We start from the raw sequence: 26,776 nt of genomic DNA, 5'->3' as shown, positions 1-26,776 counted from the left end.
ACGGGCAGATGACGTCGCGGGGGCGTGCGTTGCCGTACGGATAAGACTTGCATCAAGGCGGATACTGGTAGAAATTGCTGCGCTGCGCCATGCCACGTTGACGTTTCAATATGGAAAGCAAACGCGCGCCGCCTTATTGGAAATATAGCCATACTTGCAATGGTTGTTTATGTCTGCAAAGGAAAACGATGATAATACGATCACTCCGAATGTCCTTGCGCTTCATCCTGCCACTGGCCCTGGTGCTGGGATTGTTTGCTTATATCGTGGTACCCCTGCTCGATAATATTACCTTGCGCTGGTATGTGCGCGACCTCGACAGCCGGGCGGAATTGCTCGCTGGAACTCTCCGCCCCTCGCTCACCGAATACCTGCCCGCGCAAGACGCCACGCGGATCGGCGAACTGTTCCAGGGCGCCACGCGCGACGAACGCCTGATCGCCATCGGCTTTTGCGACAATGCGGGCCACTTGCTGTACCAATCCGCGCAATACCCGGCCTCCATCGGCTGCTGGAGCACGCCTCCCACGGGCGGTCTGTACAAATCCCTGGCGCAACTGCCGCAAGGGCAAGTCCACCTGAGCGAAACGCCCGTCATGCAGGACGCGTCCCAGCTGGGACGCCTGGTGCTGGTGCAGGACATGAGCTTTGTCGAGCGCCGCAATACCGATACCAAGCGCTTCATTTTTTCCTTCCTGGCCGTGCTGGCCGTGCTGATTTCCCTGATGACCGTGTTCGTCGCCCACCTGAGCTGGCGCGGCTGGCTGTCGGCCGTGAAGGATATTTTACGGGGCGAGTTGCTGCCGAAAAGCAATGGCGCAGTGGCCGCCGCCACGGCGCCCGCCGCCGCATCCGCGCCGCCGCCGGAAATGCAGCCGCTGATCGGCGACTTGCGCGAATTGCTGCAGGAATACCACCTGGAACGGCAGGGCGACAACGGCTGGTCATCCGACTGGACGCCGGACAAACTGCGCGCGCTGCTGGAAGCGGACTTGCAGGGCGACCAGGTACTCGTCGTGTCGAACCGCGAACCGTATATCCACACGAAAGCCGATGACGGCAGCGGCGAAATCCGCGTGCAGCGTCCGGCCAGCGGCCTGGTGACGGCCGTGGAAGCCGTGATGCGCGCCTGTTCCGGCACGTGGATCGCGCATGGCGCCGGTTCCGCCGACCGCGAGACGGTGGATAAATTCGACCACGTGCCCGTGCCGCCCGACAATCCCAGCTACACCTTGCGCCGCGTGTGGCTGACGGAAGAGGAAGAGCAGGGCTACTATTATGGTTTTGCCAATGAAGGCATGTGGCCGCTGTGCCATATCGCCCACGTGCGCCCCGTGTTCCGCTCGTCCGACTGGGAGCAGTATGTGAAGGTCAACCGCCGCTTCGCCGACGCCGTGATCGCCGAGGCGAAGACGGACAACCCCGTCGTGCTGGTGCAGGATTACCACTTTGCCTTGCTGCCGCGCATGGTGCGCGAAGCCTTGCCGAAGGCGACCATTATTACTTTCTGGCATATCCCCTGGCCGAACTCGGAATCGTTCGGCATTTGCCCTTGGCGCGAGGAAATCCTCGACGGCTTGCTGGGCAGCACGATCCTCGGTTTCCACACGCCGTTCCACCGCAAGAATTTCCTCGAAACGGTGGACCGCTACCTGGAAACCCGCATCGAGCCCGAGGCTTCCACGATTTCGTATGGCGGCGAGATGACGCAGGTCGAGGATTACCCGATCTCGATTGCCTGGCCCGAGGATAATCCCGAACAGCCCGACGTGGCCACCTGCCGCGCGCAAATCCGCGCCGAATTGGGCGTGGCGCCAGATCACTTGCTGGGCATCGGCGTGGACCGCCTCGACTACACGAAAGGCATCGTCGAGCGCTTCCAGGCCGTCGAGCGCATGCTGGAGCAGCAGCCTGGCATGGTCGGCAATTTTACCTTCGTGCAGATCGCCGCCCCCAGCCGCGCTTCGCTTGATGAATATCAAAGTTTCGACGCCAGGGTGCGCAAGATGGTCGAGCGCATCAACCGCCGCTTCGGCAGCGGCGACTACGTGCCCATCCTGCTGAAGGCCGAGCACCATGGCCAGGACGATCTGCAGCGCTATTTCCGCGCCTCGGAGGTGTGCATGGTGACGAGCTTGCATGACGGCATGAATCTGGTGGCCAAGGAATTCATCGCCGCGCGCGACGACGAGCTGGGCGTGCTGGTGCTGAGCCAATTTACCGGCGCGGCGCGCGAATTGCATGAAGCGCTGATCATCAATCCGTATCACATCGAGCAGGGCGCCGACGCCCTGTACCGTGGCCTCGTGATGCCGCCCGTGGAGCAGCGCGAGCGCATGAAAAGCATGCGGGCCCGCGTGAAACATTTCAATGTCTACCGCTGGGCCGGGCGCATGCTGCTGGACGCGGCCCGCTTGCGCCAGCGCGACAAGGTCATGACCAAGATCGACGCCCACAGCCGCATCAAGCGGCGCAAGGGGATGATGTGATGGCCGATATCCCTGACGATAGCGCGGCCCTGTTGCAACTGTTGAGTGCGCCCGGAACAGCCGTCTTCCTCGACTTCGACGGCACCCTGGTCGACCTGGCGCCCACGCCCGACGGCGTGCATGTGGTGCCCGGTGTTATTGAAGCGCTGGCGCTGCTGGCCGAGCGCCATGGCGGCGCGCTGGCCCTCATTTCCGGGCGTCCCGTGGCGCAGATCGACGCCATGCTGGCGCCCCTGGTCTTGCCTGTTGCCGGCGTGCATGGCGTGGAGCGGCGCGGCGCCGATGGCGTGCTGCACCTGGCGGCCACGCCCGATGTGGCGCCCGTGCTGGCGCGCGCGCGGGCGCTAGCCGCAGTCCACCCCGGTTTGCTGGTGGAACAGAAGCGGGGCGCCGTGGCCTTGCATTACCGCCTGGCGCCCGAATTGGAGCCGCTATGTCTGCAAGAAATGACGGCAGCCGTGCAAGCGTGCCCGGGGGTGTTGCTGTTGCATGGCAAAATGGTCCTGGAAGCCAAATCGGCCGCCACCGACAAGGGTGGCGCCATCGCCGCCTTCCTGCGCGAAACCCCGTTTGCCGGTCGCCGGCCCGTGTTCGCGGGCGACGACACCACCGACGAGGCAGGCTTTGCCTTTGTACAACAAGCAGGCGGGCAGGGCGTGAAAGTGGGCAGCGGCCCCAGCGCCGCCACCCTGCGCCTGGCCAGCCCCGGCGCCTTGCGCGCCGCCTTGCTGGCCGCTTCCGTATCCCCGACATCGAAGGAGTAGCCCATGACGACATCCTATGACACCCGCGCCAGCCAACCGTCCGCGCAAGCGTCCCTGAACTGCGGCGTGGTGGGCAATTGCGCCTTCAACGCCCTGATCGACCAGGCAGGGCAGGTCGTCTGGTCCTGCCTGCCCCGATTCGACGGCGATCCCGTCTTCAACCGCTTGCTGGACGACACGGAAAACGGTAGCGTGTGGGCCATCGACATCGAGAACTTCGCGCGCAGCGAGCAGTTCTATGAGCCGAACACGGCCGTACTGCGCACGCGGCTGTACGACACGCAGGGGCGTGGCGTGGAAATCACGGATTTCGCGCCCCGATTCCTCAGCCGCGACCGCATGTTCCGCCCGCTGATGCTGGTCCGCCGGGTCCGGCCGCTCGACCACGCCGTGCGCATCCGCGTCCGGCTGCGCCCCCGCTACGACTGGGGCCGCCTGGCGCCGCAAATCACGCAGGGCAGCCACCACATCCGCTACGTGGGGCCGGAACAGACCTTGCGCCTGAACACCGATGTGTCGCTCAACTATGTGCTGAGCGAAACGTATTTCGTGCTGGGCGGCACCGCCAACTTCCTGCTGGGTCCTGATGAAACCCTGGCCGGCGGCATCGACGAGACGGCGCGCATCTTCGAAAAGGACACCATCAATTACTGGCGCACCTACACGCGCCGCCTGGCCGTGCCGCTGGAATGGCAGGACGTGGTCATCCGCGCCGCCATCACCTTGAAACTGTCTTTATATGAAGACACGGGTGCCATCATCGCCGCCATGACCACCAGCATCCCGGAAGCGCCGGGCAGCAGCCGCAACTGGGATTACCGCTATTGCTGGCTGCGCGACGCCTTCTTTGTCGTGCGCGCACTCAACAGCCTGTCGGAAGTGGGCACGATGGAAGAATACTTGCGCTGGCTGACGAATATCGTCGCCCGCTCGAAAGGCGGCCACATCCAGCCCCTGTACGGCATCGGCCTGGAAGAGCAGCTACCCGAATCGACGCTGGACCACTTGCCCGGCTACCGGGGCAATGGCCCCGTGCGCGTGGGCAACCAGGCGCAGGAACACTTCCAGCACGATGTCTACGGCAATATCGTGCTCGGTGCGGCGCAGGCCTTCCTCGACCACCGTTTGTTCCACCGGGCGGGAAAAGCCGAGTTTGCCGCACTGGAAGCCGTGGGCGACCAGGCCTTCAGGCTGCACGCGGAACCGGACGCGGGCATGTGGGAGCTGCGCACGCGGGCGCGCGTCCACACCTCGTCCATGCTGATGAGCTGGGCCGCCTGCGACCGCCTGGCCAAGGTGGCGCATAAACTGGACTTGCCGGACCGTGCCGATCACTGGAACGGCCGCGCCGTGCTGATCCGCGAGAGATTATTGCGCGAAGCGTGGAGCGAGGAGCGCCAGGCCTTCGCGGAAAGCCTGGGCGGGCGCGACCTCGATGCCTCCGTTCTGTTGATGGCGGAAGTCAACTTCATCGACCCCATGGACCCCCGTTTCATCGCCACCGTCGATGCGCTGGAAGCGTCGCTGTGCGACGGCCCCTACATGCGCCGCTACGAAGCCCCCGACGACTTCGGCAAGCCGGAAACCGCCTTCAACATCTGCACCTTCTGGCGCATCGACGCGCTGGCGCGCATCGGCAGGAAAGACGAGGCGCGCAAAATCTTCGAAACCATGCTGCTGGCGCGCAACCACCTGGGTCTGCTGTCTGAAGACACGCACCCCGTGACGGGCGAGATGTGGGGCAACTTTCCGCAGACGTATTCGATGGTGGGCTTGATCAATTGCGCCGTGCGCTTGTCGGCGCCTTGGGATAGCGCTGTTTAAGAGCGGGCCGGGATCGCGGGCCGGAGGCAATGACCATGGCTGCGTTGCCAGGGCTTGCCGTATGGTCGCCGCGCCTTAAAGCCTGGCGCTCAATCCCACCTGGAAGCTACGGCCCGGCAAGGGCGCGATGTATTTCAGTGGAGAATTGTGCGGCCTGGCATCGTCATCGAGCAGGTTGGTGCCGCTAATAAATACATCGATGCCTGTAAACGGCGAATTCGGCACCTGCAGTGCGCGGCTCACCTGGAAGTTCACCATGGTGTAGCCGTCGAGCGGCACTTCCTCGCTGACACTTTTGCCCAGGTACTTCTGCTTGTCGTACCAGGTGCTCGATACCCTGGCCTTCCAGCCCTGGTTCTCCCACAGCACATTTGCGCCATAGCGGTTGGTGGGCATGTTGGGCAGGTATGCCCCGTCGTTGTGCGCGCGCAGCTTGTCGGGATGGTCCGCCTTGTTCTTGACCAGGTCGGCAAATGCGGAGAGGTTCAGCTTGCCGTAGCTGCCCAGCTGAATGACCTGGGAGGCGTCGATCTCGAATCCCTTGACCGTCGTATCGGTCTGCTTCCAGTATTTTAATGGCAGGCGATTGGCCATCTGGGCTCCAGAATGGCCAAGGTAGAGATAGTTCTCGTATTTCATGACGTAGCCGGTGGCGGACAGGTTGAAGCCGCGATTGCCGAACAGGGCGGTGAGTTCGGTATTCCTGGCACGCTCGGCCTTCAGGTTCTGGTTGCCTTCTTCCTGGGTCATGATCGAATAGTGGCGGTTGCTCGCATACAACTCATTGACGTCGGGCGCTCTTTCCGAGGAGGCATAGCGCAGCTTCGCACCGAAAAGCTGGCCAAGCTTGGCCGAGGCCCCCAGGCTATAGCTGTTCAGGCTGAACGACTTGTCCTCGAGTTTAGCGTTGCTCGCATTTCTCGACGTCTTGAATCCGCTTTTGCGGATGTCGTGCTCCACTTTTTCATGGCGAAAGCCCGCGTCGAAAGTGGCCCAGTCGACGTCGAGGCTCTCCTTGACGAACAGCGCGCGGCTGACCGTGCTGGCATCGGGAAGGTATAACTGCGGGCCGCTGCCGGCGATATCCCTTGCTTGATGGCTGAGGCCAAGCAAGCCGCTCAATGGTCCTGCACGCCGGTGCGCCAGCAGGAGCTCGGCCTGATTCGTGTCAAACCGGTAGTCATTCGCCTTGGCAGTACCGAGGCGCTCTCCCGACGCATTGTTCAGGCGAGACACGCGCAATTGCGCGCTTTCAATGTACGCGACGGGGTCGCGCAGATGGGCTTCCAGCGCATATTTATCCTGCTTGATGATCACGCCGACGGGCAGCCCCTCGTCATCATTCGCGCCGAACGACTTGTTTTCCATGGAAAAGCCCGGCACGCCATACTCGCTATTCTTGGTATCGAGGCTGACGGCCACGTAGCCGCGATCGAAAAAGTAGGTCGTGCCGACGCCAAAGTGGCTGTTACTGGCATGGCTGTTGCCCAGGGTGCCGTGGTAATCAGGGGTGACGTCCTTGTTGATCTTGTTCTGGGTCATCGACGGCGTACCGGGCACGTAGGCGGGGTTGGCCGGATTGACGTAGGTCTTGCGTTGCCAGACGGAGGTCGGGTTATTGGTGTAGAAGGAAAAATCGCCGTCCGCCCAGTCCGGATTTTCCGTCATGAACTGGTCGATAAACGGTTGCGACGCCTTGTTGTAGACCTGCTGGATTCTCGCTTCTTTCTGGCAACTGTCGGCCAGAAAGGTGTTGACGCCGCCTGTCGCCGGAAACAACTGGCTGTTGCACACGCCGGCCTTGCTGTTGCCCGCAATAGCGTAATGCCCGATCTTCTGGAAGGACATCTGCAGATTCGTCGAGAAGTGTTTGCCATCGTTGAAATTCAGGCGCAAGCCTTGTGCATCGGCATCGTTGAAACCCTTGCGCAGGACCAGTTCCAGGTCTTTCGGCTGGTCCTCCATCTTCCTGGAAATGAGGCCGGAATCGACGTCAACGCTGCCGCCGATGGCATTGCCGCCGAAGCGCACGCTATCGGACGATTTGTTCACGCTGACGCTGCGCGCAAACAGCGGATCGAACGGGATATTGATGTCGCCGCTGAGCGCATTCATGCCGAGGATGGACTGGCCATCTTCGAGGATCTGCACGCGGCTGCCGCTCAGGCTGCGTATCACCGGTGCGCCGGCATTCGGCCCGAAGGCGCTGCTTTGCACACCCGAGACATGCTCGAGCATGCCGCCCAGAGTCCTGTTCTGAGCTTGCGTATTTTCAACGACAACGACGCTGTCGATGCTCGACGGCCGGTCTGCGCGGACTTTGATGGTCTGCAGGGTGATGTCGTCTGCCGCGTAAGCGAGCGGGGTGGTGGACAGCATGGCGGCTGCGAATACGTGATGGCGCATGGGACTCTCTGAAAAGGCGGAATGGGGGTGCTGGCGCTGGGCGACTGCTTAAATGCAATCGAGTTGCAATAATAGACTGCGCGCAATGCTATTGCAAGCAAATTGCATTTGAGGGTGTTGATGGCTGGCGCATGGAAAGCGCGCAGGCCGAGCCAGTCCGCCTGCGCCGTTGTGGCGTCGCTACTTCAGGTGGATTTCAATGGCTTTGTCGCCTGCAGCCGGCGCGCGCGCCGTTTGCGCTCCCAGATGACGATGCCCGTCACCGACAGCATGGCGACCATGAGGCCCATGCAGGACATCAAGATGCGTCCCGGCAAGCCGAGGATGCGGCCCGAGTGCAGGGGGAATTGCAGTTGCACGAAGACGTCGGCGGCCGTGCCTTCCCACGGCTTGTGCTGGCCGATGATGCTGCCGTCCATGCCGTCGACGTACAGGTTCGACAGGCCCATGCCGGCCGCGCCGAATTCGTCGGCCGGGTCGAAGAACGAGACGTTGTAGAACGAATAATTGCCGCCATAATAAATGCCGCCGATGGGCGCGCTGATGCCGCGCTGCACGGCTTGCTTTTTCGCAATCTCCACCGCCTGTTCAAAACCGATCACCGGCGTGATATACGTGCCATACGGCGCCGGCGTCTGCGTTTCGTACGGACCCGGCGTGGTGGTCGACACGAGCGACATGACGGGATAAAACACTTCGCGGTACAGGTTCAGCGAGAACGAGGTGAACGCGACGACGATGATGATGGCCCACACCCACAGGCCGCCCGCGCGGTGCAGATCGAAATTGAGCTTGTAGCCGCCGGCCGCCCAGCGCACCACCCACGACGGTTTCCACCGCTGCCACCAGCTGGCGGCGTCGCGGTGGCGCGGCGCATCCGCCCGTTCGCGCAGGCGCCGCGGCGTGGTCAGGTAAAACGCCACCATGCTGTCGAGCAGCCAGATCAGGGCTACGCTCCCCATCAGCCAGTAGCCCCAGCGGTCGGTGCCCCAGAAGGCGGGCACGTGCAGGCTGTAGTGCAGGTGGCGCAAGAACGGCATCAGGCTGCGGCGCGACAGGGAAATGGCCGTCGAATCGCGCGTGCCCGTGATGTGCGCCGTGACGGGGTCGATGTAGACGGTGTTGTAGTCGAGCGCGAACGGCTTGTTGGTGGCCGGGTCGGTCAGGGGGCGCACCATGAAGGCGGCCGCATGGCCTTCTTCCAGGCCCAGGGTCATGTAATTGACTGCCACGCGCGGGTCGGCGGCGGCGACCTTTTGCGCCAGCGCAAATGGTTGCTGCAGGGCGCCGCGGCCCGGCGTGTCCATGATGTCGGCGTTGAGCCATTCATCGAGTTCGTGGTCCCACGACGTGACGGCGCCCGTGAGGCCCGCAACGATGAGGAAGAGGGCGATGGTGAGACCGGCCCAGCGGTGTATGACAGTCCAGAAAGCGCGCATGCGGTACAAACCTTCAACATGAAACCGGCTTGTTGCCGCCAGCAGGCGCCATGGCGGCGCACAGGGAACGCCAGGCACGGGCCTGGTATTTTGATAATGGGAATCGTTCTCATTATCCGCCGTGGCCAGGCGTTTGTCCAGCGCCATTGGTATTGGCCCCGGGCAAATCGCGCATGCTAAGATGGTGCTGGCAATAAGTTAATTTACATTTCACATAGAAATATTCAAGGCTGAAGCGGCATGCGCATAGAAGATCGTAACAATATCCGCGTGAGCGAATGCAGTGCCGCGCCGCAAGCCGGCGCGGCCGCCACCGTGGTGTTCATGCATGGCTTTGGCTGCGACCAGACCATGTGGCGCTACCTGGAACCGCTGTTCCGTCCCCGTTACCGCACCGTGCTGTTCGACCTGGTCGGCAGCGGCGCTTCCGACCTGGACGCCTATGATTTTGAGCGCTATGCGCGCCTGGACGCGCATGGCGCCGATTTGCGGCACGTCATCCATGCGGTCGGCGGTGGCCCCGTCATTTGCGTGGGCCATTCCGTCAGCGCCATGAGCGCCTTGCTGGCCAGCATCGCCGAGCCGGACCTGTTCGCCGCGCAAGTGATGCTGGCGCCGTCGCCGTGCTATGTCGACGATGCGGCGGACGGCTATCGGGGCGGCTTCAGCCGCGCCGATATCGACGACTTGCTGGGCGCCATGGACAGCAATTACCTGGGCTGGTCCGCCAGCATGGCGCCGGCCATCATGGGCGCGCCCGGACAACCGGCGCTGGGCGACGAGCTGGCCAGCAGCTTTTGCCGCACCGACCCCGCCATTGCCCGGCATTTCGCGCAAGCGACGTTCCTGTCCGACCACCGCGCCGTCTTGCCGCATAACCGCACACCGGCCCTGATCGTGCAATGCAGTGACGACTTCATCGCGCCGCCGCCCGTGGGCGAGTATTTGCGCGCCATGCTGCCGTGCAGCAGCCTGCACGTGGTCGAGAACGTGGGCCATTGCCCGCACATGAGCGTGCCCGATGCCAGCTACCGCGCCATCCGTCACTTTCTCGACGGCTTGCACCTGTAATGCACGACACCATGCCTTCCTTGCCTGACGCCAATACCTTGTTCCAGCATGCGGCCTGCGGCTTGCTGCTGTGCACGGCCGACGGCACCATCGTGCAGGCGAACGCCACCTTTTGCGGCTGGCTCGGCTATGGCGCCGGGGAATTGCTCGGAAAAAAGAAACTGCAAGACTTGCTGACCATCGGCGGGCGTGTGTTCCACCAGACGCACTGGCTGCCGCTGATGCAGGTGCAGGGCAGCGTGTCGGAAATCCTGCTCGACATGCGCCAGCGCCAGGGGCAATCCATCCCCATGCTGTTCAATGCCGTGCGCCGCGTGCATGAAGGCGTGCGGTATGACGAGATCGCCGTCTTTGTCGCCAGCGACCGGCGTAAATACGAGCAGCAGCTGCAGTTGGCGCGCAAGGAGGCCGGCGAGCTCAACGAGCAACTGGCGGCCGCTGACCGGCGCAAGGACGAGTTTCTCGCCACCCTGGCGCACGAGCTGCGCAACCCGCTGGCGCCGATCCGCAATGTGCTGGAAGTGCTGCGCCTGGCGCAGCTGGACGATCCGCAGCTGCGCTGGGCGCGCGAGGTGCTGGGCCGCCAGGTGGGCCACATGACGCACCTGGTCGACGATTTGACGGAAGTGTCGCGCATCACGCGGGGGCGCCTGGAATTGCGCCGCGCCAGCGTGGAGCTGGCGCCCGTGGTGGAAGCAGCGCTGCACAGCGTGGCGGAGCTGGCGGCGCAATCCGGCCACCAGGTGCACGTGGAGCAATGGCCGCAAGCCATCTGGCTCGACGCCGACGCCACCCGCCTGGGGCAGATGATCGCCAACCTGCTGACCAACGCCGTCAAGTACACGCCCGCCAACGGCGTCATCGGGCTGGAAGTGGCCTGTACGGAAAATGACGTGCACATTCGCGTGCGCGACTCGGGCATCGGCATCGCGCCCGAGCACCTGGACACCGTCTTCGAGCTGTTTTCGCAGCTGGAACCGGCCCTGTCGCGGGCCCAGGGCGGCCTGGGCATCGGCCTGTCCCTCGTGCGCGGCCTGGCCGAATTGCATGGCGGCACGGTCAGCGCGCACAGCGATGGCGTGGGGCAGGGCAGCACCTTCGAGCTGCGTTTGCCGCTGCCCGCCGTGCCGCTGCAGCCGCCCGCCCCTGTGGACCGCCGCCTGCTGGCCGGTACGCGCGAAGGCAAGGTGCTGGTCATCGACGACAGCGCCGACGCGGCCGAAAGCCTGGCGCTGGCGCTCGACATCCTCGGCTATGAAGTGCGCACGGCCTACGATGGCGCGGCCGGCGTTGCGGTAGCGCAAACCTTCATGCCGCAAGTGATCTTGCTCGACATCGGCCTGCCGCACATGAACGGCTATGACGTGGCGCGCCTGCTGCGTTCCGAGCCGTGCGGGCAACATGCCATCCTGGTCGCCGTGACTGGCTGGGGCCAGGACAAGGACCGCCAGATGGCGTCCGACGCGGGCTTTGATTTGCATCTCACCAAGCCGGTGGATTTTTATGAGCTCGATGCGGTGCTGCAAAAGATGTTGCGGGCCGGGTGAGAAGAGTATGCGTGAACGGCAGGTAATGGAACAACTGACAGAATTGGAAATCGCCGTTTTCCAGCTGCGCATGGGTTTTGGCCATGCCGACCGTTGCGTGGACTGGGCCGTGGAGCGCTTGCGCCAGGACCAGGAAGGCGACGACCTGGAAGTCGTGCTGCTGGCCAGCGCCCGGGGCATTGACGAGGTGTTGCCCCTGGCCGAGACCATCATCGAGCGCTACCGGGGTGCTCAGCGGCTCAGTGACCAGTTTCTGGCGGGAAAATTCATCGTCGAATTGCGCGCCGCCTACCTGGCGGGCCGGGAAAGCGTGTCGTCGCTCGACGGCATCCTGACCCGCCTGTACCCGGCGCTAGCTTATCCCGACTGGCTGGTCATGTTGAGCCGTAATTGCGAATACGCGATCGACGTGCCCGATTTCGAGCAGCCGTTCGAGGATGAATTCCGCTATATCGCCAGCCTGTGGGCGCAGGCGGAAGGCTTGGCCGCGTTCGAGCGTGAATACAGCCGACAGACCTCGCCTGGAAAATATTGACGAGGTATGGTGCAGCTACGCTTCGTTGCAGGGCTTGCTGGCGGAGCTGTTTCTCGATGTCTGCGAGGATGAGGTGGATGACGCCGCGCTGCGTGCCAGCGCCAGCCTGTTCGGCTTTCATGGGGTGGGGCGCTTGCTGGCCGAGGCGGCCAAGGCCGGAGCGGGCTACGACCAATGGCGTGCAGGCTTTGGTGCGAGCTGTGTGGAGCGCCCCGGGGAGAAAGCATAAATGATTTTGCAATGTTCTTCGGCGGAAGAAATTCAACTCCTGTATCCCGCCACGCCGCAGTGGGCTGTGGTGGAAGACGGCACGCTCGTTGAGCTGGTCAGGCATGACCGTATCGAGCCGTCCTGTGCTGGGCTTGCTTTAGGGGAAATGGCGTGCAGAAAGCATCGTGATAGTTGGATCCTCGCTGCCTGGCTGCTGGATGAGGAGGATGCCGACGTCTGGCTGCGCACCTCGGCGCTCGGTACGGTACTGTCCCATAGCGTCCTGCTTGGTTTCGATATGGGCGTCCGCCTGGTGGCACATTGCGACGTTTATATGCTGGACTCGCTGGTCGTGGCAGTCAATGATGCATGTCAGGGTGAATTGTTGGACGAGTTGCGCCACCATCCTCTGATTCCATTGCTGAAACAACGAATTGCCAGTCTCGATGGCCTTGTATTACCACACGCAGATCTGGCAATTTTTGAACACTATCTGGGCGCAATCTCGTAATGTCGCGTTTGCATGGCCCGCATTTTCCGGGCGGGGCGACCTGAGCTGGCCGCCGCTTCTGTAAATCATCAAGCCGGCTGCGCGCCGCCCACATTGCGGCTGCGGTTTTCCACCAGCACGGAAATACCGAGCACGACGATGCCGCCGCAGGCCAGCATGGCGCCGACCCAGCCCGTTGAGCGCAAGCCCATGCCCATGGCGATGGCGATGCCGCCGGCCCAGGCGCCCAGCGCGTTGGCGATGTTGAAGGCGGAATGGTTGAGGGCGGCGGCCACGGTTTGCGCGTCGCCGGCCACGTCCATCAGGCGCGTCTGCACGGCGGGAGCCACGGCGATGCCGGCGCCGATGGCGAACAGGTTGATCGCCGTCAACCAGACATTGCTGCTGGTATAGGTAAACGCGGCCAGCGCGGCCACGTTCCACAGCAGCACGCCAAAAATCGTCCACAGGCGCGAGCGGTCGGCCAGCCAGCCGCCGATCAGATTACCCAAGGTCATGCCGACACCGATGATGGCCAGCAAGATAGAAATGACCAGGGGCGACACTTTCGTGATTTCCAGCAAGGTGGGCGTGATGAAGGTGTAGACGGCGAACATGCCGCCGAAACCGATGGCCACCATCAGCAGGGTCAGCCACACTTGCAGGCGACGAAACACGCCCAGCTCGCGGCGCGGGCTGGAATCGCCGGCAGCGACCATCGGTACGAAGATGCGCACCATCAGCATGGTCAATAAACCCAGCGCGGCGACCAGCAAAAAGGCCGAGCGCCAGCCCAGGGTCTGGCCGATGTACGTGGCCAGCGGCACGCCGAAGATATTCGCAACAGTCAAGCCCATCAGCACGCGGGCGACAGCCTGGCCGCGCTTGTCCGGTTCGGCCAGGGCGGCCGCCACCAGGGCTGCCACGCCAAAGTAAGCGCCATGCGGGATGCCGGCCACGAAGCGGGCCACCACCAGCAAGCCATAGTTGGGGGCGATGGCGCTGAGCAAGTTGCCGCCAGCGAACATCAGCATCAGACAGATCAGCATCAGGCGGCGCGGCATGCGCGCCAGGAAGATGGTGATTAATGGCGCGCCGATGACCACGCCCAGCGCGTAGGCGCTGATCATGTGGCTCATCTGCGGCAAGGTCGTGCCCAGGTCGTCGGCGACCACGGGCAGGATGCTCATGGAGGCGAATTCGCCCGTGCCGATGGCGAGGCCGCCGATGGCCAGGGCCAGGTCGGCATAGCCGGCGCCAAAAGGCGCGGTGACGCGCGGAATCAGGGGATCTACGGAGGCGTGCATGTTCTTGTTGGTTGGGTAAAGAATGACTGGGTGGAGAGGCGCGCGGTGGCCGGGCCGGAAGTGGCCATGCGCCACCAGAGTCGACGGCTGGCCGGTATTTTCGGGCTATAACAACTGCCCAGGGACAACATTGTAAAAGATTCGGGCAAGCTCTGCTGGGTGACGGCTAAAATCTGCTGCACTGCACACACCAGCGATTGCTCTTTTTGTTAACGATAACACGGAATGCATCCGCTGTTGGGGGATCTTCCTCGAGACCTTGCTGGAGCCGGCGGGCCTTGCCGCCTAGATTTTCCTGGCGTGCTTCAAGTGCAGGGGCAGCCACCACCACATGCAAATGATGAGTGTGCCCATCAGCCCGCAGGCGACGATGCCCGCGATGTGACCGAACACTTCCGACATCACCAGATTGGTGCCCAAAATAAACGCCAACGCCAGCGAAAAGGCGCCGCACATCATGATGCGGTCGGCCACGCGCTTGAAGCGTTCGCGGTCTTGCAGGGGGCGCATCACGCGGTGCTGGATGGCTGGCGCGCTGAGCAGTACCAGGCTGGTCATGGACAGGAAAAACGTCAGCAGGAAGATGATTTTTTCCGCCTGCACGATCTTCGCGAAGCCGCCGTTGAAAGGCAGGATGATGAGGAAGGCTGTCAGCATCTGCGCGCCCGGCAAGAGGATGCGCAATTCGCTGAGCAGGTCGGACAAGTCGCCTTCGTCGCCGGGCTGGCCATCTTCATCCTGGTGTTGCGCGTGTGGCATGGGCTGGTCCTCGCAGTGGTGATGGAAGCAGTCTACGCACAAGCGACCAGGCCGACTGTGGGCGGGCGCACCTTCAGAAGCATTGTGTCAGAACCAGTGCAGGTAGCGTTGGCGCAGCCGCCACAAGGGCGTCGAGACGATGGCCGTGGCGCTGTGCGAGGCGTCGTGGCCGCAATGGCCGCAGCTGTGGCGGCGGTGCGGCGCCAGCGCGAAGCTGCCCAGGTCCAGATGCGGATGGCCGCAGCGGGCGCAGTCGCTGCAGTCCAGCGGCGTGCCCGCCTGCAAGGCGGCGGCGAACGCCTGCGCGGCGGGCGGCGTGAGGTTCAGCTGCACTATGTCGGGCGGAAACAGGCCGGGCAGGGCGCGGCAGTCGATGGCCAGGGCCGGCAGGTCGCGGTGGAACTGGGCGCCGCCGTCATCGGTTCGGGCGCGCAGTTGCAGCAAGCCATCGGGGCCCAGGCGCAAGGTGGTGGCATGAAACCGCATGGGATCGAACAGTTGCGGATACAGCACATAGCCCATGGGGCTGGCGTGCTGGCGGCAGCGCATCTGCCGCGTCGCTTGCCAGTCGGCCAGGTCGGCTTGCGTGCCCCAGTAGCACTGGTGCGTGCGGCACCAGTGGCGCGACGCGCCATTGCGAAACTTTCCGGCGGGTAACAGATCGCACACGATGATGGCATCGAAGCCCGCGCCGGCGCGAAAGTGTCCCGTGATGTGGGAGGTGGCGACGGCAAGATCGCCCGTGCTCGCTTGTAGGGGCCAGCAGATGCCGGGCAGGGTCAGCGGCGTGGGCAATGAAGCCTCCGCGCGGCGACCGGCTTGCCAGCCGCCATGGCGTAAAAAAGCCCGCCGGCGGGGGGGGGGCCGTGCTGACGGGAATGCCTGCGGCATGGCCCCGTCTATTCTTCCGTGTCGGCCAGGGTGACGATGGCGCGCGCCCACTTCGCGTATTTCAGGTTTGCCAGGTCGCGCACGGTCTTGATATTGAACGCTTGCTTGAGCAACTCCGCATCTTTTTCGCTCACGCCTTGCAGCGCATCGACGGGCGCATCGGCGATTTCCTTGAACGTTTTTTTCTCGTAGGCTTTGTCTACCGCTTTATTGATGTTCATGTATTGATACTCCTCAGTAAGTAGGAAAATTAATTTTACACGTTTCTGTGAACCGTCAATTTACGCTTGCATGTTGTGCCGAACTAAATATGATGGAGGTGGGCGCAGCTACGGCAGAGATTGTTTTTGATTCGCCTGTTACATTGTAAATGTAACATTATAATTATTCATAGTATAATTGTTGTGTATGTCGGAGAATTGTTGCCGACTAAACCGGACGCCGCTATGCGCGGCACTGATTGACAGCGTTCAGGAGAATACGATGAGTTTGCTAGATCAACTTGCAGGACAGGCGATGAGCGCTTTGGGCAACAAGGGCGCGGATGGGGAAGCGCCATCGGGGCTGATGGCCAGCGTGATGGACCTGGTCAACCAGCATGGCGGCTTGCCGGGCCTGCTGCAGAAATTCCAGGAAAGCGGCCTGGGCGACCAGGTGGCCAGCTGGATCGGCACCGGCGCCAATGCGCCCGTTTCCGGCGAACAGATCAAGGATGCGCTGGGTGCCGACACCATCACGCAGATCGCTGAAAAAGCTGGCGTCGCACCGGACGCGGCCTCGGGCGGCCTGGCAGCCTTGCTGCCCCAGCTGATCGACAAGCTGACGCCGAACGGTCAAGTGCCAGAAGGTAATGACCTCGTCAGCCAGGGCTTGAATATGCTCAAGGGCAAAATCTTTGGTTGATATTCAATGCGGCAGAACGCTAAAACCTCGCAACGATGCGAGGTTTTTTTATGTGCAAGGTTTTGTGTGCGAACTATGAACGTCTGAAAAACGCCCAGGGCTAGGCGCCGCCCCGAAGACAGTACGCGAGTACGGCGAGGGGCAGGCAACAACGCCATGGGCGTTTTTCAGGCTGCGGCCATCATGCCGAAACGCTGAGGTTCGCTGGTCAGCCTGGCCGTGCTCCCCTCCACCAGATACGAACAATAGCGGCGCCGTTCGGTGTTGCCGCCGCGCCGTTCCATTAATTCTCCCAGCATGGCGACGGCGTCGGTGGCCATCTTTTGCACGGGCTGGCGCAGGGTGGTGATGTCGTAGCTGAGCCAGCCCGATGCTTCCAGCGCGTCGAAGCCGGCCACGGACATTTGCAGCGGCACCTGGATGCCCATCTGGTGGCGCGCCGTGTCCAGGCAGCCGATGGCCATGATGTCGTTGCCGCAAATGACGGCGTCCGGCACGCGGCCCAGGCGGTCGATGACCTTGCGCAAGCCCCGTCCGCCGCTGGCGTAATCGTAGTTGCCGCTGACGACGATGGGCGCGGGCAAGCCCAGCGTGAACAGGCGGTCCAACACGCCGGCCTTGCGTTCCTGCGCCACGGCCGAGTCGCCGGGGCCGTCGATGACGGCGAACTGGCGGTGACCCGCCTCGGCCAGGCGCGACACGAGCAGGCGCGCCGCTTCCCCCTGGTCGCACAGCACGGCATGCACGGCGTGCTCGCGCGGGCTGCGGTTGAACAGCACCAGCGGCACGTCGCGCCGGCCGAACTCAAGCATCTGCTCGTCCGACAGGCCGGCGGCCACGACGGCGCCATCGACCTGGTATTGCCATACGTCGCACAAGACCTTGCCGATATCGGCTTCGCGCTCCAGGGTAAACAATAATAGACGCTTGCCCAGGCGGGCGATTTGCTGGCTCAGGTCGGACAGCGCTTGCGGATAGTACAGGTTGGCCAAGTTGGAAATGATGACGGCCACCAGGTTCGAGCGCCGCGTGATCAGGCTGCGCGCGGCCGCGTTGGGGATGTAGTCGAGACTGATGGCCGCCTGCATGACCTTGGCCTGGGTGGCGGGCGAGATGCTGGCGCCCGGCTTGAAGCAGCGCGACACGGCCGATTGCGACACGCCGGCCAGTAGGGCCACGTCATACGAGGTCACGCGCCGTCCGGCGCCGGGTACGGGGCGGGCGGTGGTGCCGGGTGTCCAGGCTACAGTATTCTTTTTTCGCATATTGGTCTGGCAAGCAATCTGTCTCAAAGTATTCCTGCAGGCCCGGCCGCTTGTGGCGGATTGGGCGGGAAAAATGAGCATAACGAAAATATTTCCATGTGGCAAGACTGTTTTCTTATCCATGTTGCAAATAATTTGATTGAATGGCAAGTGGTATGCTTGTCCCTCAGTCGGGGCTGTCGCAGGGGCCGCTGCCATAGGGGCTGATGCGTCCTGGCGGGTCCACGCGGCGCGCGCTGAAATCGCTGGCCAGCGTGGGTAATGGGAAATCCGTCGTGGCGCTCGCTTCCGTGCCGCTGACCGTGCCGCGCACCGTCAGGGCGACGTGCACCCAGGAGCCATGGTTGCGCGGATAACTGACGGTGACGGTGGCCATGCCCAGCGCGTCGCTCAGGCCGCTGGCGCTGACGGTCAGGGGGATGCCCGGATCGAGCACGCCATTGCCGTTGCGGTCATAGGCGGCGTCAAAAATGCCGTTGCGCAAGACATCTTCATTGGCACAGCTGTAGTGGGGCAGGGCCAGGCGCCACACGCCCGTGTCGGGGAACTCGGGCTTGTCCGCTTGCCACACATAATATCCCTTGGCATAGCGGCTGGGCCAGGCGGCGGCCGTGATGGCAACGCCGGACACGGCGTTGCCTGCGCTGTCGGAAACGAACACGGTAAAGTCCTTTTGCAGCACGCTGGTCGAATACTCGCGCAGCAGGCTGCCCGTGCCCAGCTTGATCGACAGTGCTTGCCGCGCCACCGTCAGGCGCACGAGGGCCGTGGCCGCCGCTTGCGGGGCGCCCTCGATGCGGGCCTGGATCAGTACGCCGTCGCGCCCGCTATCGGCCGGCCCCGCCACATACACGGCGCGCGCCAGGCCGTCGCTGCCCGTCAGCACACGGCCCGCCTGCCGCAGGTAGCCGCCGCTGGGGTCGCTCAAGATGCTGAACAGCACGGGCGCGTTCTTGACCAGGTTGTTCGCCGCGCCATCGCGCACCACGGCGCTGATTGTGCTGATACTGGTGCCGGCGTTGTCGGCTGCGGCCGCCGCAGTGCCCATATTCGCGCGCAGCACGGCCGGCTCCGCCTGCACGGCCAGCTTGCTGGCAGGGCTCAATGGCGCGACGAATTCCAGCCGCGTCTGCGCCGAAGGGCCGCCCGCCACGGCCGCCGTGACGGTGGCCACGCCCGCGTTGGCCGACTGCACATAGCTGCGCGGCAAGTTGCCATTGTTGAAAATCAAGCTGGCGGGCAAGGCCTGGCTGCAGGCGCTGTCCGCAAACAGGCTGCCGCGCGAGGTCGACAGGCTGGCGCTGCCCGTTTGCGCCACGCCCGCCTTGTCGTAGCGCGCGTCGATGGGTTGGCATGCCAGGGTCGCTACCTCCGGCAGCACGTCCGCGCCGCTGGCGTCCTGGCCCACGGCCGGACTCAGGCGCAGGTCGCTGCCGGCCACGGCATACGCTTGCGTGGCGGCGGCGCCCAGCGCGCTGACGGACACGGCATCCTTGCCCAGGCTGCCTGCCGTCAGGCGCAGCACCAGCTGGCCCTGCGCATTGCTGAGCGCTGCGCCGCCATCCCTGACGCGCAGGCCGTTGCCGGCGCCCGTGCTGTAGGCGATGGCGGCGCCGGCCACGGGCCGTTTTGCCGAGTCGCGCACGGTAACGGTGAGGTCGGCGCCCTGGCCCAGCATCAAGGCGGCCGGCCCCAGCACTTCCACGCTGCTGCCCGTGACGGCCACCGTACCCTTGCCGCTGCGCGCGCCCACATTCGCCGTCACGGTGATGCTGCGGTTGCCGTTGGCGCCACCGGTGCCCAGCAGGGCGCGCGCCTGGCCGTTCTTGTCCGTCACGGCATCGACGCTGCCGAGGATGCCGGAATCGGCGGCAAAGGAAATCTTTGCATTTGGCAAGGCCAGGTTGGCACCATCCTTGACGAGGGCCGTGACGGCCACTTCACTGCCGGCCAGGCCCGCCGAGGCCAGTTCCGTACTGGAAAACACCAGGTTGACGGCGCTGGCCAGGCTGGCCGGCTCGGGCGGCGTGACGGGCGGAATCACGGGGGGCGTCACGGGCGGGGTGACTGGCGGCGTGACGGGCGGTGGCGGGCTGCCGCCGCAGCCAGCCGTGCTGTGCAGCGAGCAGCCGGCGCCAGCCTGCGTATCGGTACTTCCCCCGCCGCCGCAGCCGGCCAGGGACACTAGAAGGGCGGCCAGCCAGGCGGCGGGCAGGTGGGGACGTTGGCGCAAGGGGGCGTAGGGCACGATGGGTCTCCGGGAGGTGGCCGAGTTGCTCGGCGTCAATCCCAAGAGTAGCTTTTACGCGCGGCCAGTACTTGATGCAAAGCAAGCTTGTGATGTTGACCGAGCCGAACGGGTTTTGCTGGTGCAATGGCGTGCCTTCTGATAAGATAACGCCCCTTTATTCAGGGAAGGGTCGACATGGCCAATGCTTGCGGCGTCGATTTCGGCACGTCAAATTCCACGGTAGGCTGGGCACGTCCCGGGCAGAGCACCATGCTCGGCCTGGAAGATGGCAAGACGACCTTACCGTCCGTTGTCTTCTTCAATGCGGAAGACGAGGAAGTCAGTTTCGGCCGCGCGGCGCTGGCCGGCTATCTGGCCGGTTACGAGGGGCGTTTGATGCGCTCGCTGAAAAGCTTGCTGGGCACCAGCCTCATCGACGGCCAGACGGAAGTGGGCGGCCGCGCCTTGCCATTTCGCATGTTGTTGGCACAATTCATTGGCGAAGTGAAACGCCGCGCCGAGCAATCCGCCGGCCGCGAATTTTCGTCCGCCGTGTTCGGTCGTCCCGTCTTCTTTATCGACGACAATGCGCAGGCCGACCAGCTGGCGCAGGACACCCTGGCCGACGTGGCCCGTTCCGTGGGCTTCAAGGATGTCGCCTTCCAGTTCGAGCCGATTGCCGCCGCCTTCGACTACGAGTCGCAGATCACCAAGGAAGAGCTGGTGCTGATCGCCGACATCGGTGGCGGTACTTCCGACTTTTCGCTGGTACGCCTGTCGCCTGAACGGGCGAAAAAGGCCGAGCGGCGTGATGACATCCTCGCCACGGGCGGCGTGCACATCGGCGGCACGGACTTCGATAAATACCTGAGTCTGTCTTCCGTCATGCCTCTGCTCGGCTATGGCAGCCGGCTGCACAACAATAGCGAAGTGCCGTCCAGCTATTATTTCAACCTGGCGACCTGGCACACCATCAACCTGGCGTACACGAAGAAGATCTGGGTGCAGCTGGCCGATGTGTGCCGCGATGCGCGTGAGCAAGACAAGATGGGGCGCTTGCAAAAGCTGATCGACGAGCGCGCCGGCCACTGGCTGGCCATGAAGGTGGAAGAGGGCAAGATCGCCCTGTCCGACGCGGCCGAAGTGCAGCTGGAGCTGGATCGTCTGTCGCCCGCGCAAAGCCTGTTGCTGAAACGCACGCAATTCGACGACGCCATCGGTCACCTGTGCGGTTCCGTGGAAGAAACCGTGCTGCGGCTGCTGCGCGACGCGGGCGTGGCGCCGGAAGCCGTCGATACCGTGTTCTTTACTGGCGGCTCTTCCGGCGTGCGCTTGTTGCGCGAAAAGATCGCCGCCCTGGTGCCGGCCGCGCGCAAGGTCGAAGGCGACTTGTTCGGCAGTATCGGTGCGGGATTGGCGCTGGACGCCGTGCGTAAATTTGGTTGATAATCAGCACCCATTGAGTATCGCCCATTGCTGTAGCCACGAAAGAACGCCCCATGAATGTGTTTGACAAACCGATCGTCATGATCGACTTCGAGACGACCGGCTTGTCTCCCGACATGGGCGACCGCATCACGGAGGTGGCGGCCTTGCGCATCGAGGGCGGGCGGATCACGGACCGCTATGTGACCCTGATCAACTGCAATGCGCGCATTCCCTCGTTCATCACGGGCTTGACGGGCATCACGCAGGCGATGGTGGACAAGGCGCCGCCCGTGGCCGAGGTGGTGCCGCAGTTGCTGGATTTTATCGGCAGCGATGCCTTGTCGGCGCACAATGCCAGCTTCGATGAGAAATTCCTGCGCGCGGAAAGCGCCAGGCTGAACCTGACACCGGCGCACCAGTCGCTCGTGTGCTCCTTGAAACTGTCGCGCCGCGTGTTTCCCGGCCTGTCCAGCTACAAGCTGGGGCTGCTGTCGAGCCAGCTGGGCATCGCCTTCAAGAGCGCCGCCCACAGGGCCGAGTCCGATGCGGAAGTGGCGGCGCAAGTGCTGATCCATATCGGCCGCCATTTGCGCAGCAGCTATGGCATCGCCGACGTCGACGCCGACCTGCTGGTGTCGCTGAACAAGCTGGCCGCCGCAAAAGTGCCGCAATTCCTGCAAAAACATCCATCACGCCGCTGATCTCCGCATCGCCTACAGGCGGGCTCATCAAAACGATATAATTTTGTTATTTCGTTTGAGCCTGCTCAAGTCCTTCCCCCGCATCGAATTTAAAATTTAGGCAACACACACGATTTCGCCGCCCTGGGCCGCCGTTTTGCGCTTGCTGCCGGCAAGCGCAATGTGGATGGGGGCGCACATGGACAAGCACCATACTGCCAGAGATAGCCACCAGGCGTATATCTGGTTCCGCACGGCTGCCGAACAGGGCAATGCCTATGCCCAGTTCAACCTGGGCTTGATGTACAAGAAGGGTGAAGGCGTGGCGCAGGACGATGCGCGCGCCTTTGTCTGGCTGCGCCTGGCCGCGCTGCAAGGGCTGGCGTTTGCGCAGAACCACCTGGGCGCCCTGTATTACCACGGCCGCGGCGTGGCGCCGAGCGACGAGGACGCCGTGCTGTGGTTTCGCCGCGCCGCCGCCCAGGGCGATGCCTCGGCGCAGCAAAACCTGGGGCAGATGTACCGCAAGGGACGGGGCGTGCCGCAGAGCGACGAGTTGGCCCTGGCGTGGTTTTACCGCGCCTCCGAACAGGGCGTGGCCAGCGCGCAATCCATGCTGGGCGAAGCGTATGCCCAGGGGTTGGGCACGAAAAAGAACGATGCGCTGGCGCTGGCCTGGTTCCGCAAGGCAGCCTTGCAGGGCGATGCGCAGGCGCAGCTGAACCTGGGACTCGTCTACAAGCGGGGGCAGGGCGTGGTGCAAAGCGATGCGCAGGCGCTGGCCTGGTTCCGCCAGGCCGCCGCCCAGGGCTTGGCGGTGGCGCAGCGGCAACTCGGCGTGGCGTATGCGGAAGGCCTGGGCGTGGCGCCCGACCAGCTGCGCGCCTATGCCTGGCTGCAGCGGGCGGCCGAGCAGGATGACGCCGACGCCCAGTTCAACCTGGGCCTGATGCTGGCGCGAGGCCAGGGTGTGGACCGGGACGAGGCGCGCGCCGTGGCCTGGTACCGGCGCGCCGCCCTGCAGGGCCATTGCATGGCGCAATACAATCTGGGCGGCATGTATGCGGGCGGGCGCGGCATCGCCCGCGACTTGCGTCAGGCGCTAGACTGGTATGCCAGGGCTGCGGCCCAGGGCGCGTCGAATGCGCAGTTCAACCTGGGCGTGATGTATGCCAATGGCCAGGGCGTGGAACGCGACGAGGTCTGCGCCGTGCGCTGGTACCGCACGGCCGCCGAGCAGGGCGATGCCAGCGCGCAAAACAATCTGGGCGTCATGTATGCGAACGGCCATGGCGTGTCGCAAGACGACGGCCTGGCCGTGCAATGGTATGCGCGCGCGGCCGGCCAGGGCCATGCGCTGGCGCAGTACAACCTGGGCGGCATGTATAACAGCGGGCGCGGCGTGGTGAAGGATGTGCTGTGCGGCTACATGTGGCTGGCGCTGGCGGCCGAGGGCGGCGATAGCGGGGCGGTCAAGGCCAGGGAAGCGGCGGCTGCCAGGCTGGAACCGGCACAGTTGCTGGAGGCGCAGCAGCGCATGCGGCAGTGGTATCAGGGGCATCAGGGGCGTTCCCCGCCGCTGCCGCCGCCAAACTGAAGCGCCGGCAGCGTGCGCGCACGGACGCGCGCTGCATGCGATAATTGCCGAAAGGCATGTCGCAAAGGCGGCGCGGTTTTTGGCACAGTGAAAGGTGGAACATGGTAAGGCAGGCAGGCGAGGATGCATCCGAGCAAAAAGTCATCGACGACATCGCCACGCATGGCTGGCATGGCGTCCATATCAGTGCTGATGAAGTCGGTCCCGGCTATGCCTTCACGATAGGTGCCTGCCACAGCTTTGGCCAGCCTGAATTTCTCATCATGGGCTTGCCGCGCGCCATGGCCCACCAGATACTCGACGTGGCGCTGGACGCCGCGCGCAGCGGCGCCATCGCGGATTTCACGGCCACCACGGACGCCTTGCTGGAAGGCCATCAGTGCGCCTTTGTGCGCGTGCCCGTTGAGCAATACCGCAACTATGTCGGCTATGCGCGCTGGTATTACCAGGGCGATGATTTTACCTTGTACCAGATCGTCTGGCCTTCGCGCGATGGCCATTTCCCTTGGCAGGCGCAAGCCAGCGCGCAATACGTGGAGAGTCAGCCCCTGCTGGGACCTGCGCCGCTGGCGGCATGACGAGCATTGTGACCGGCACGGCCACCGTGTGCGTGTTCGACCCGGCGCTCCTGCGCCACAGGCTGGAAGATGATTGCGACTGGTGGAGCCTCCCCAGCGCGGAACTGGCGGCCGTGAATGCGGGGCACGTGGCGTTTTTCAATGTGGGCGGCGACGGCGCGTATGAAATCGCCTTGCACGCCGAACTTGCCGAGCCGCAGGTAGTCGTGCATCTGACCGTCGCCTCGGGCCGCGTCTTCATCGGCGCGGGGGAAGACGTGACGGGTGGCGGCCTGGAACCGGACACGGCATATGGCGGCCTGTTCGTGGACGTGCCCGCAGGCACCTACCGTCTGCAGGCGCGCCGCGATGAGGCACGCGTCAGCCTGGCATTCGTGCCCGATACGCGCGGCAGCAATGCGTTTGACGACCTCGTGCGTATTTGATTGAGCGTAGCCTGTCCCCGTCCAGCTTCTGACTATTGCCCCAAGCTACGCATCCATGCGCGCCACGCCCGTGCCTTGCCGCCGGTCCAGGAACAGGCTGTTACCGTGGATTTTCTTCGCCTGCTTCTTCGCTTCCGCCGCCTGCGTGGCAATCTGATGGTGCGTGTAGTACTGGTGCGCCTCGACCTTGATGACGCCCAGCGACAGGCTGATCAACGAATAAAACACTTTCTTGCCCTGCCGGTCTTCGCTGATGTAGCCGCCCCGTTCGCAGTCGCCCGTGCTGTAATAGGCGAGGATGGCGGCGGCAAAGCGTTCCAGGATGGCCTGGCAGCGCGTTTCCCAGTCTTCGCTCTGGAACAGGATCATGAAATCGTCGCCGCCGATGTGGCCGATGAAGTCGCGGTTCGGGTCGCAATGGCCGCTGAGGATTTCTCCCGTCAGCTGGATCACGTCGTCGCCCTTGCGGTAGCCATACACGTCGTTGAAGGGCTTGAAGTGGTCGAGGTCGCAATAGCAGACCCAGAAGCGGCTGCCACTGTGCAATAAACGGTCGATATGCTCGTTGATGGGCACGTTGCCGGGCAGTTGCGTCAGCGGGTTGGCATAGCGGGCCGCGTTGATCTGCATCTGCGTGATTTCGCGCATCAGGTCGTGTCCTGTGCCCATGCCCAGGTAGCGGCCGTGCTCGGTGATGATGAAGCCGTTGAACAGGTGGTGGGCGTCGGACTGCACCATGGTGTAGCTGAGTTCCTGCAAGCTCGTCTCGTGGTCGGCGATCAGGGGCGTGGCATCCATGAACAGGCTGCACGATTTCTTGCCATACAGTTCACGCTGGTAGGGGCGGGCGAAGTGGTCGATCATCTCGAAGCGGCTGATCAGGCCCAGCGGCACGCCGTCATCGACGACGGGGATGATCATCAGCTTCGGTTCCTTCAGGAAGATATCGTACACCTCGTTATTATTGAGTTGCGGCGAGACGGCTGCCACGCGGTGCAGCAGTTTGCGGATGCTGGCGCCGTTCTTTTCCAGGCTGCTGCGCTGCGGATACACGGCCACGCCGTTGCGTCCCAGCGCCTGCACCACTTCGGCCGGCAGCGCGCGCGCCGGCACGGCATTGGGCCGGCCCAGGTGATAGCCTTGTCCAAACGCCACGCCCAGGTCGCGCAAGACCAGCAATTCCGTTTGCGCCTCGATGCCTTCGGCGATCACCAGGGTGCCCGATTTTTCCGCGATTTCCTGGATCGAGCGCACGAACTGCAGTTTCACGGGGTCATGATTGATGCCCTGGATGAAATGCATGTCGATTTTCACGTATTCCGGGCGCAATTCCGACCACAGGCGCAGGCTGGAAAAGCCTTCGCCCAGGTCGTCGATGGCGATCTGGAATCCCATGTTGCGATAGTGCAGCACCGCTTCGCGCATCAGCTCGTAATCGTAGGTGGGCTGGTTTTCCGTCAGCTCGATGATGACACGATCCGGATTGATGCCGATGTGCTCGATGTACTCCAGGGTTTCGCCATGGCGCGCATTGCGCAGCAGCAGGCATTCGGGGCTGACGTTGAGAAACAGTTTTCCCGGCAGCTGCAGTTCGGCAAAGCGCTCGAGCACCACTTGCCGGCACAGGTGTTCCACCTCCAGCGTCAGGTCATGCGCGCGCGCCACCTTGAACAGATTCATCGGCGCGTGCAGGGGGCTGTCGGACGGTCCCCGTATCAAGCCTTCGTAGCCGATGATGTCGCCGCTGTGCATGTGGATGATGGGCTGGAACAGGGCGCTGAGCTTGCGGCCCGCCAGGATATCGTGCAAGGCATCCGTTCCTTCGATGTTCATGGGGGTAGATGGAGGCTTCAGGTAAGCCACATTCGATGGCATCGCGCCGGGCGGCGCGGCGGTGACGGAAGGGAGGGCGAGAGTGTGCATAGGAGGATGTGGCGG

General features: G+C 63.6%; 23 protein-coding genes. 14 read left to right on the top strand and 9 right to left on the bottom strand.

The features are described 5' to 3' along the window. Positions 1 to 209 precede the first annotated feature (209 nt). From KY494_RS03650 to KY494_RS03640, 3 genes are read left to right on the top strand one after another with little or no spacing between them, the layout of a single operon-like run. A complete protein-coding gene (locus KY494_RS03650) occupies positions 210 to 2,489 on the top strand; it encodes a trehalose-6-phosphate synthase (RefSeq protein WP_258194639.1) in 2,280 nt (759 codons plus the stop codon). Beyond that, the gene (gene otsB / locus KY494_RS03645) at positions 2,489 to 3,253 is read left to right on the top strand and encodes a trehalose-phosphatase (protein ID WP_219889944.1); all 765 of its coding nucleotides are present in this window, start codon (positions 2,489 to 2,491) and stop codon (positions 3,251 to 3,253) included. Before KY494_RS03650 ends, otsB begins: the two co-directional genes overlap by 1 nt. Positions 3,254 to 3,256: 3 nt before the next feature. Beyond that, entirely contained in the window at positions 3,257 to 5,077 is a 1,821-nt protein-coding gene (locus KY494_RS03640) for a glycoside hydrolase family 15 protein (protein WP_219889943.1), read from the top strand. 75 nt (positions 5,078 to 5,152) lie between these two features. Here the strand turns inward: KY494_RS03640 and KY494_RS03635 are convergent, their stop codons facing one another. Beyond that, complete coding sequence (locus KY494_RS03635) at positions 5,153 to 7,483, bottom strand: TonB-dependent receptor (RefSeq protein WP_219889942.1); 2,331 nt, start codon at positions 7,481 to 7,483, stop codon at positions 5,153 to 5,155. Between the two features lie 185 nt (positions 7,484 to 7,668). Beyond that, complete coding sequence (locus tag KY494_RS03630; protein WP_219889941.1) at positions 7,669 to 8,922, bottom strand: PepSY domain-containing protein; 1,254 nt, start codon at positions 8,920 to 8,922, stop codon at positions 7,669 to 7,671. A gap of 240 nt (positions 8,923 to 9,162) precedes the next feature. On the opposite strand from KY494_RS03630, the gene KY494_RS03625 reads away from it, so the two are divergent. The 5 genes from KY494_RS03625 to KY494_RS03605 are packed head-to-tail and all read left to right on the top strand — an operon-like array spanning position 9,163 to position 12,796. Next, the gene (locus KY494_RS03625) at positions 9,163 to 9,993 is read left to right on the top strand and encodes an alpha/beta fold hydrolase (RefSeq protein WP_219889940.1); all 831 of its coding nucleotides are present in this window, start codon (positions 9,163 to 9,165) and stop codon (positions 9,991 to 9,993) included. 11 nt (positions 9,994 to 10,004) lie between these two features. Then, positions 10,005 to 11,540 (top strand): ATP-binding protein, encoded by a 1,536-nt coding sequence (locus tag KY494_RS03620; RefSeq protein WP_258194637.1) that lies wholly within the window; start codon positions 10,005 to 10,007, stop codon positions 11,538 to 11,540. 25 nt (positions 11,541 to 11,565) lie between these two features. Then, the gene (locus tag KY494_RS03615; RefSeq protein ID WP_219889938.1) at positions 11,566 to 12,075 is read left to right on the top strand and encodes a hypothetical protein; all 510 of its coding nucleotides are present in this window, start codon (positions 11,566 to 11,568) and stop codon (positions 12,073 to 12,075) included. Then, a complete protein-coding gene (locus KY494_RS03610) occupies positions 12,038 to 12,304 on the top strand; it encodes a hypothetical protein (RefSeq protein WP_219889937.1) in 267 nt (88 codons plus the stop codon). The genes KY494_RS03615 and KY494_RS03610 overlap by 38 nt, the downstream gene beginning before the upstream one ends. Continuing rightward, positions 12,305 to 12,796, top strand: coding sequence for a hypothetical protein (locus KY494_RS03605; protein ID WP_219889936.1), 492 nt, complete (start codon positions 12,305 to 12,307; stop codon positions 12,794 to 12,796). Positions 12,797 to 12,864: 68 nt separating this feature from the next. Here the strand turns inward: KY494_RS03605 and KY494_RS03600 are convergent, their stop codons facing one another. The 4 genes from KY494_RS03600 to KY494_RS03585 form a co-directional block, all read right to left on the bottom strand. Then, positions 12,865 to 14,082, bottom strand: a complete 1,218-nt coding sequence (locus KY494_RS03600; RefSeq protein WP_100872860.1) for an MFS transporter — start codon at positions 14,080 to 14,082, stop codon at positions 12,865 to 12,867. 285 nt (positions 14,083 to 14,367) lie between these two features. Next, the gene (locus KY494_RS03595; protein WP_219135251.1) at positions 14,368 to 14,841 is read right to left on the bottom strand and encodes a DUF6328 family protein; all 474 of its coding nucleotides are present in this window, start codon (positions 14,839 to 14,841) and stop codon (positions 14,368 to 14,370) included. Between the two features lie 87 nt (positions 14,842 to 14,928). After that, entirely contained in the window at positions 14,929 to 15,636 is a 708-nt protein-coding gene (locus tag KY494_RS03590) for a hypothetical protein (protein ID WP_219889935.1), read from the bottom strand. A 104-nt stretch (positions 15,637 to 15,740) separates the two neighbouring features. Next, positions 15,741 to 15,953, bottom strand: coding sequence for a hypothetical protein (locus tag KY494_RS03585; RefSeq protein WP_076568831.1), 213 nt, complete (start codon positions 15,951 to 15,953; stop codon positions 15,741 to 15,743). A gap of 262 nt (positions 15,954 to 16,215) precedes the next feature. On the opposite strand from KY494_RS03585, the gene KY494_RS03580 reads away from it, so the two are divergent. Then, a complete protein-coding gene (locus KY494_RS03580) occupies positions 16,216 to 16,635 on the top strand; it encodes a YidB family protein (protein WP_152253961.1) in 420 nt (139 codons plus the stop codon). Between the two features lie 167 nt (positions 16,636 to 16,802). Here the strand turns inward: KY494_RS03580 and KY494_RS03575 are convergent, their stop codons facing one another. Both KY494_RS03575 and KY494_RS03570 read right to left on the bottom strand, forming a co-directional pair. After that, a complete protein-coding gene (locus KY494_RS03575) occupies positions 16,803 to 17,900 on the bottom strand; it encodes a LacI family DNA-binding transcriptional regulator (protein WP_219889934.1) in 1,098 nt (365 codons plus the stop codon). 166 nt (positions 17,901 to 18,066) lie between these two features. Next, positions 18,067 to 20,148 (bottom strand): Ig-like domain-containing protein, encoded by a 2,082-nt coding sequence (locus KY494_RS03570; RefSeq protein WP_219889933.1) that lies wholly within the window; start codon positions 20,146 to 20,148, stop codon positions 18,067 to 18,069. 177 nt (positions 20,149 to 20,325) lie between these two features. On the opposite strand from KY494_RS03570, the gene KY494_RS03565 reads away from it, so the two are divergent. The 5 genes from KY494_RS03565 to KY494_RS03545 all read left to right on the top strand — a co-directional run bounded on the left by KY494_RS03565 (position 20,326) and on the right by KY494_RS03545 (position 24,838). After that, on the top strand, positions 20,326 to 21,576 hold the full coding sequence (locus KY494_RS03565) for an Hsp70 family protein (RefSeq protein WP_219889932.1): 1,251 nt from the start codon (positions 20,326 to 20,328) through the stop codon (positions 21,574 to 21,576). 53 nt (positions 21,577 to 21,629) lie between these two features. Further along, positions 21,630 to 22,259: a PolC-type DNA polymerase III gene (locus KY494_RS03560; protein ID WP_219889931.1), complete on the top strand. Its 630-nt coding sequence runs from the start codon at positions 21,630 to 21,632 to the stop codon at positions 22,257 to 22,259. 178 nt (positions 22,260 to 22,437) lie between these two features. After that, positions 22,438 to 23,835, top strand: a complete 1,398-nt coding sequence (locus KY494_RS29970) for a tetratricopeptide repeat protein (RefSeq protein ID WP_219889930.1) — start codon at positions 22,438 to 22,440, stop codon at positions 23,833 to 23,835. A 101-nt stretch (positions 23,836 to 23,936) separates the two neighbouring features. Further along, the gene (locus tag KY494_RS03550) at positions 23,937 to 24,413 is read left to right on the top strand and encodes a DUF4262 domain-containing protein (RefSeq protein WP_219135245.1); all 477 of its coding nucleotides are present in this window, start codon (positions 23,937 to 23,939) and stop codon (positions 24,411 to 24,413) included. Beyond that, on the top strand, positions 24,410 to 24,838 hold the full coding sequence (locus KY494_RS03545; RefSeq protein ID WP_219889929.1) for a DUF6386 family protein: 429 nt from the start codon (positions 24,410 to 24,412) through the stop codon (positions 24,836 to 24,838). Before KY494_RS03550 ends, KY494_RS03545 begins: the two co-directional genes overlap by 4 nt. A gap of 45 nt (positions 24,839 to 24,883) precedes the next feature. Here the strand turns inward: KY494_RS03545 and KY494_RS03540 are convergent, their stop codons facing one another. After that, positions 24,884 to 26,671 carry a GGDEF domain-containing protein gene (locus KY494_RS03540; RefSeq protein WP_219889928.1) on the bottom strand — a complete coding sequence of 596 codons (1,788 nt, stop codon included), beginning with the start codon at positions 26,669 to 26,671 and terminating at the stop codon, positions 24,884 to 24,886. Positions 26,672 to 26,776 lie beyond the last annotated feature (105 nt).

The sequence above is a fragment of the Janthinobacterium sp. PAMC25594 genome (assembly GCF_019443505.1).
Classification (GTDB): domain Bacteria; phylum Pseudomonadota; class Gammaproteobacteria; order Burkholderiales; family Burkholderiaceae_D; genus Janthinobacterium.
Note: the sequence above shows the minus strand (reverse complement) of the source record. Positions and strands in the feature narration are given on the sequence as shown.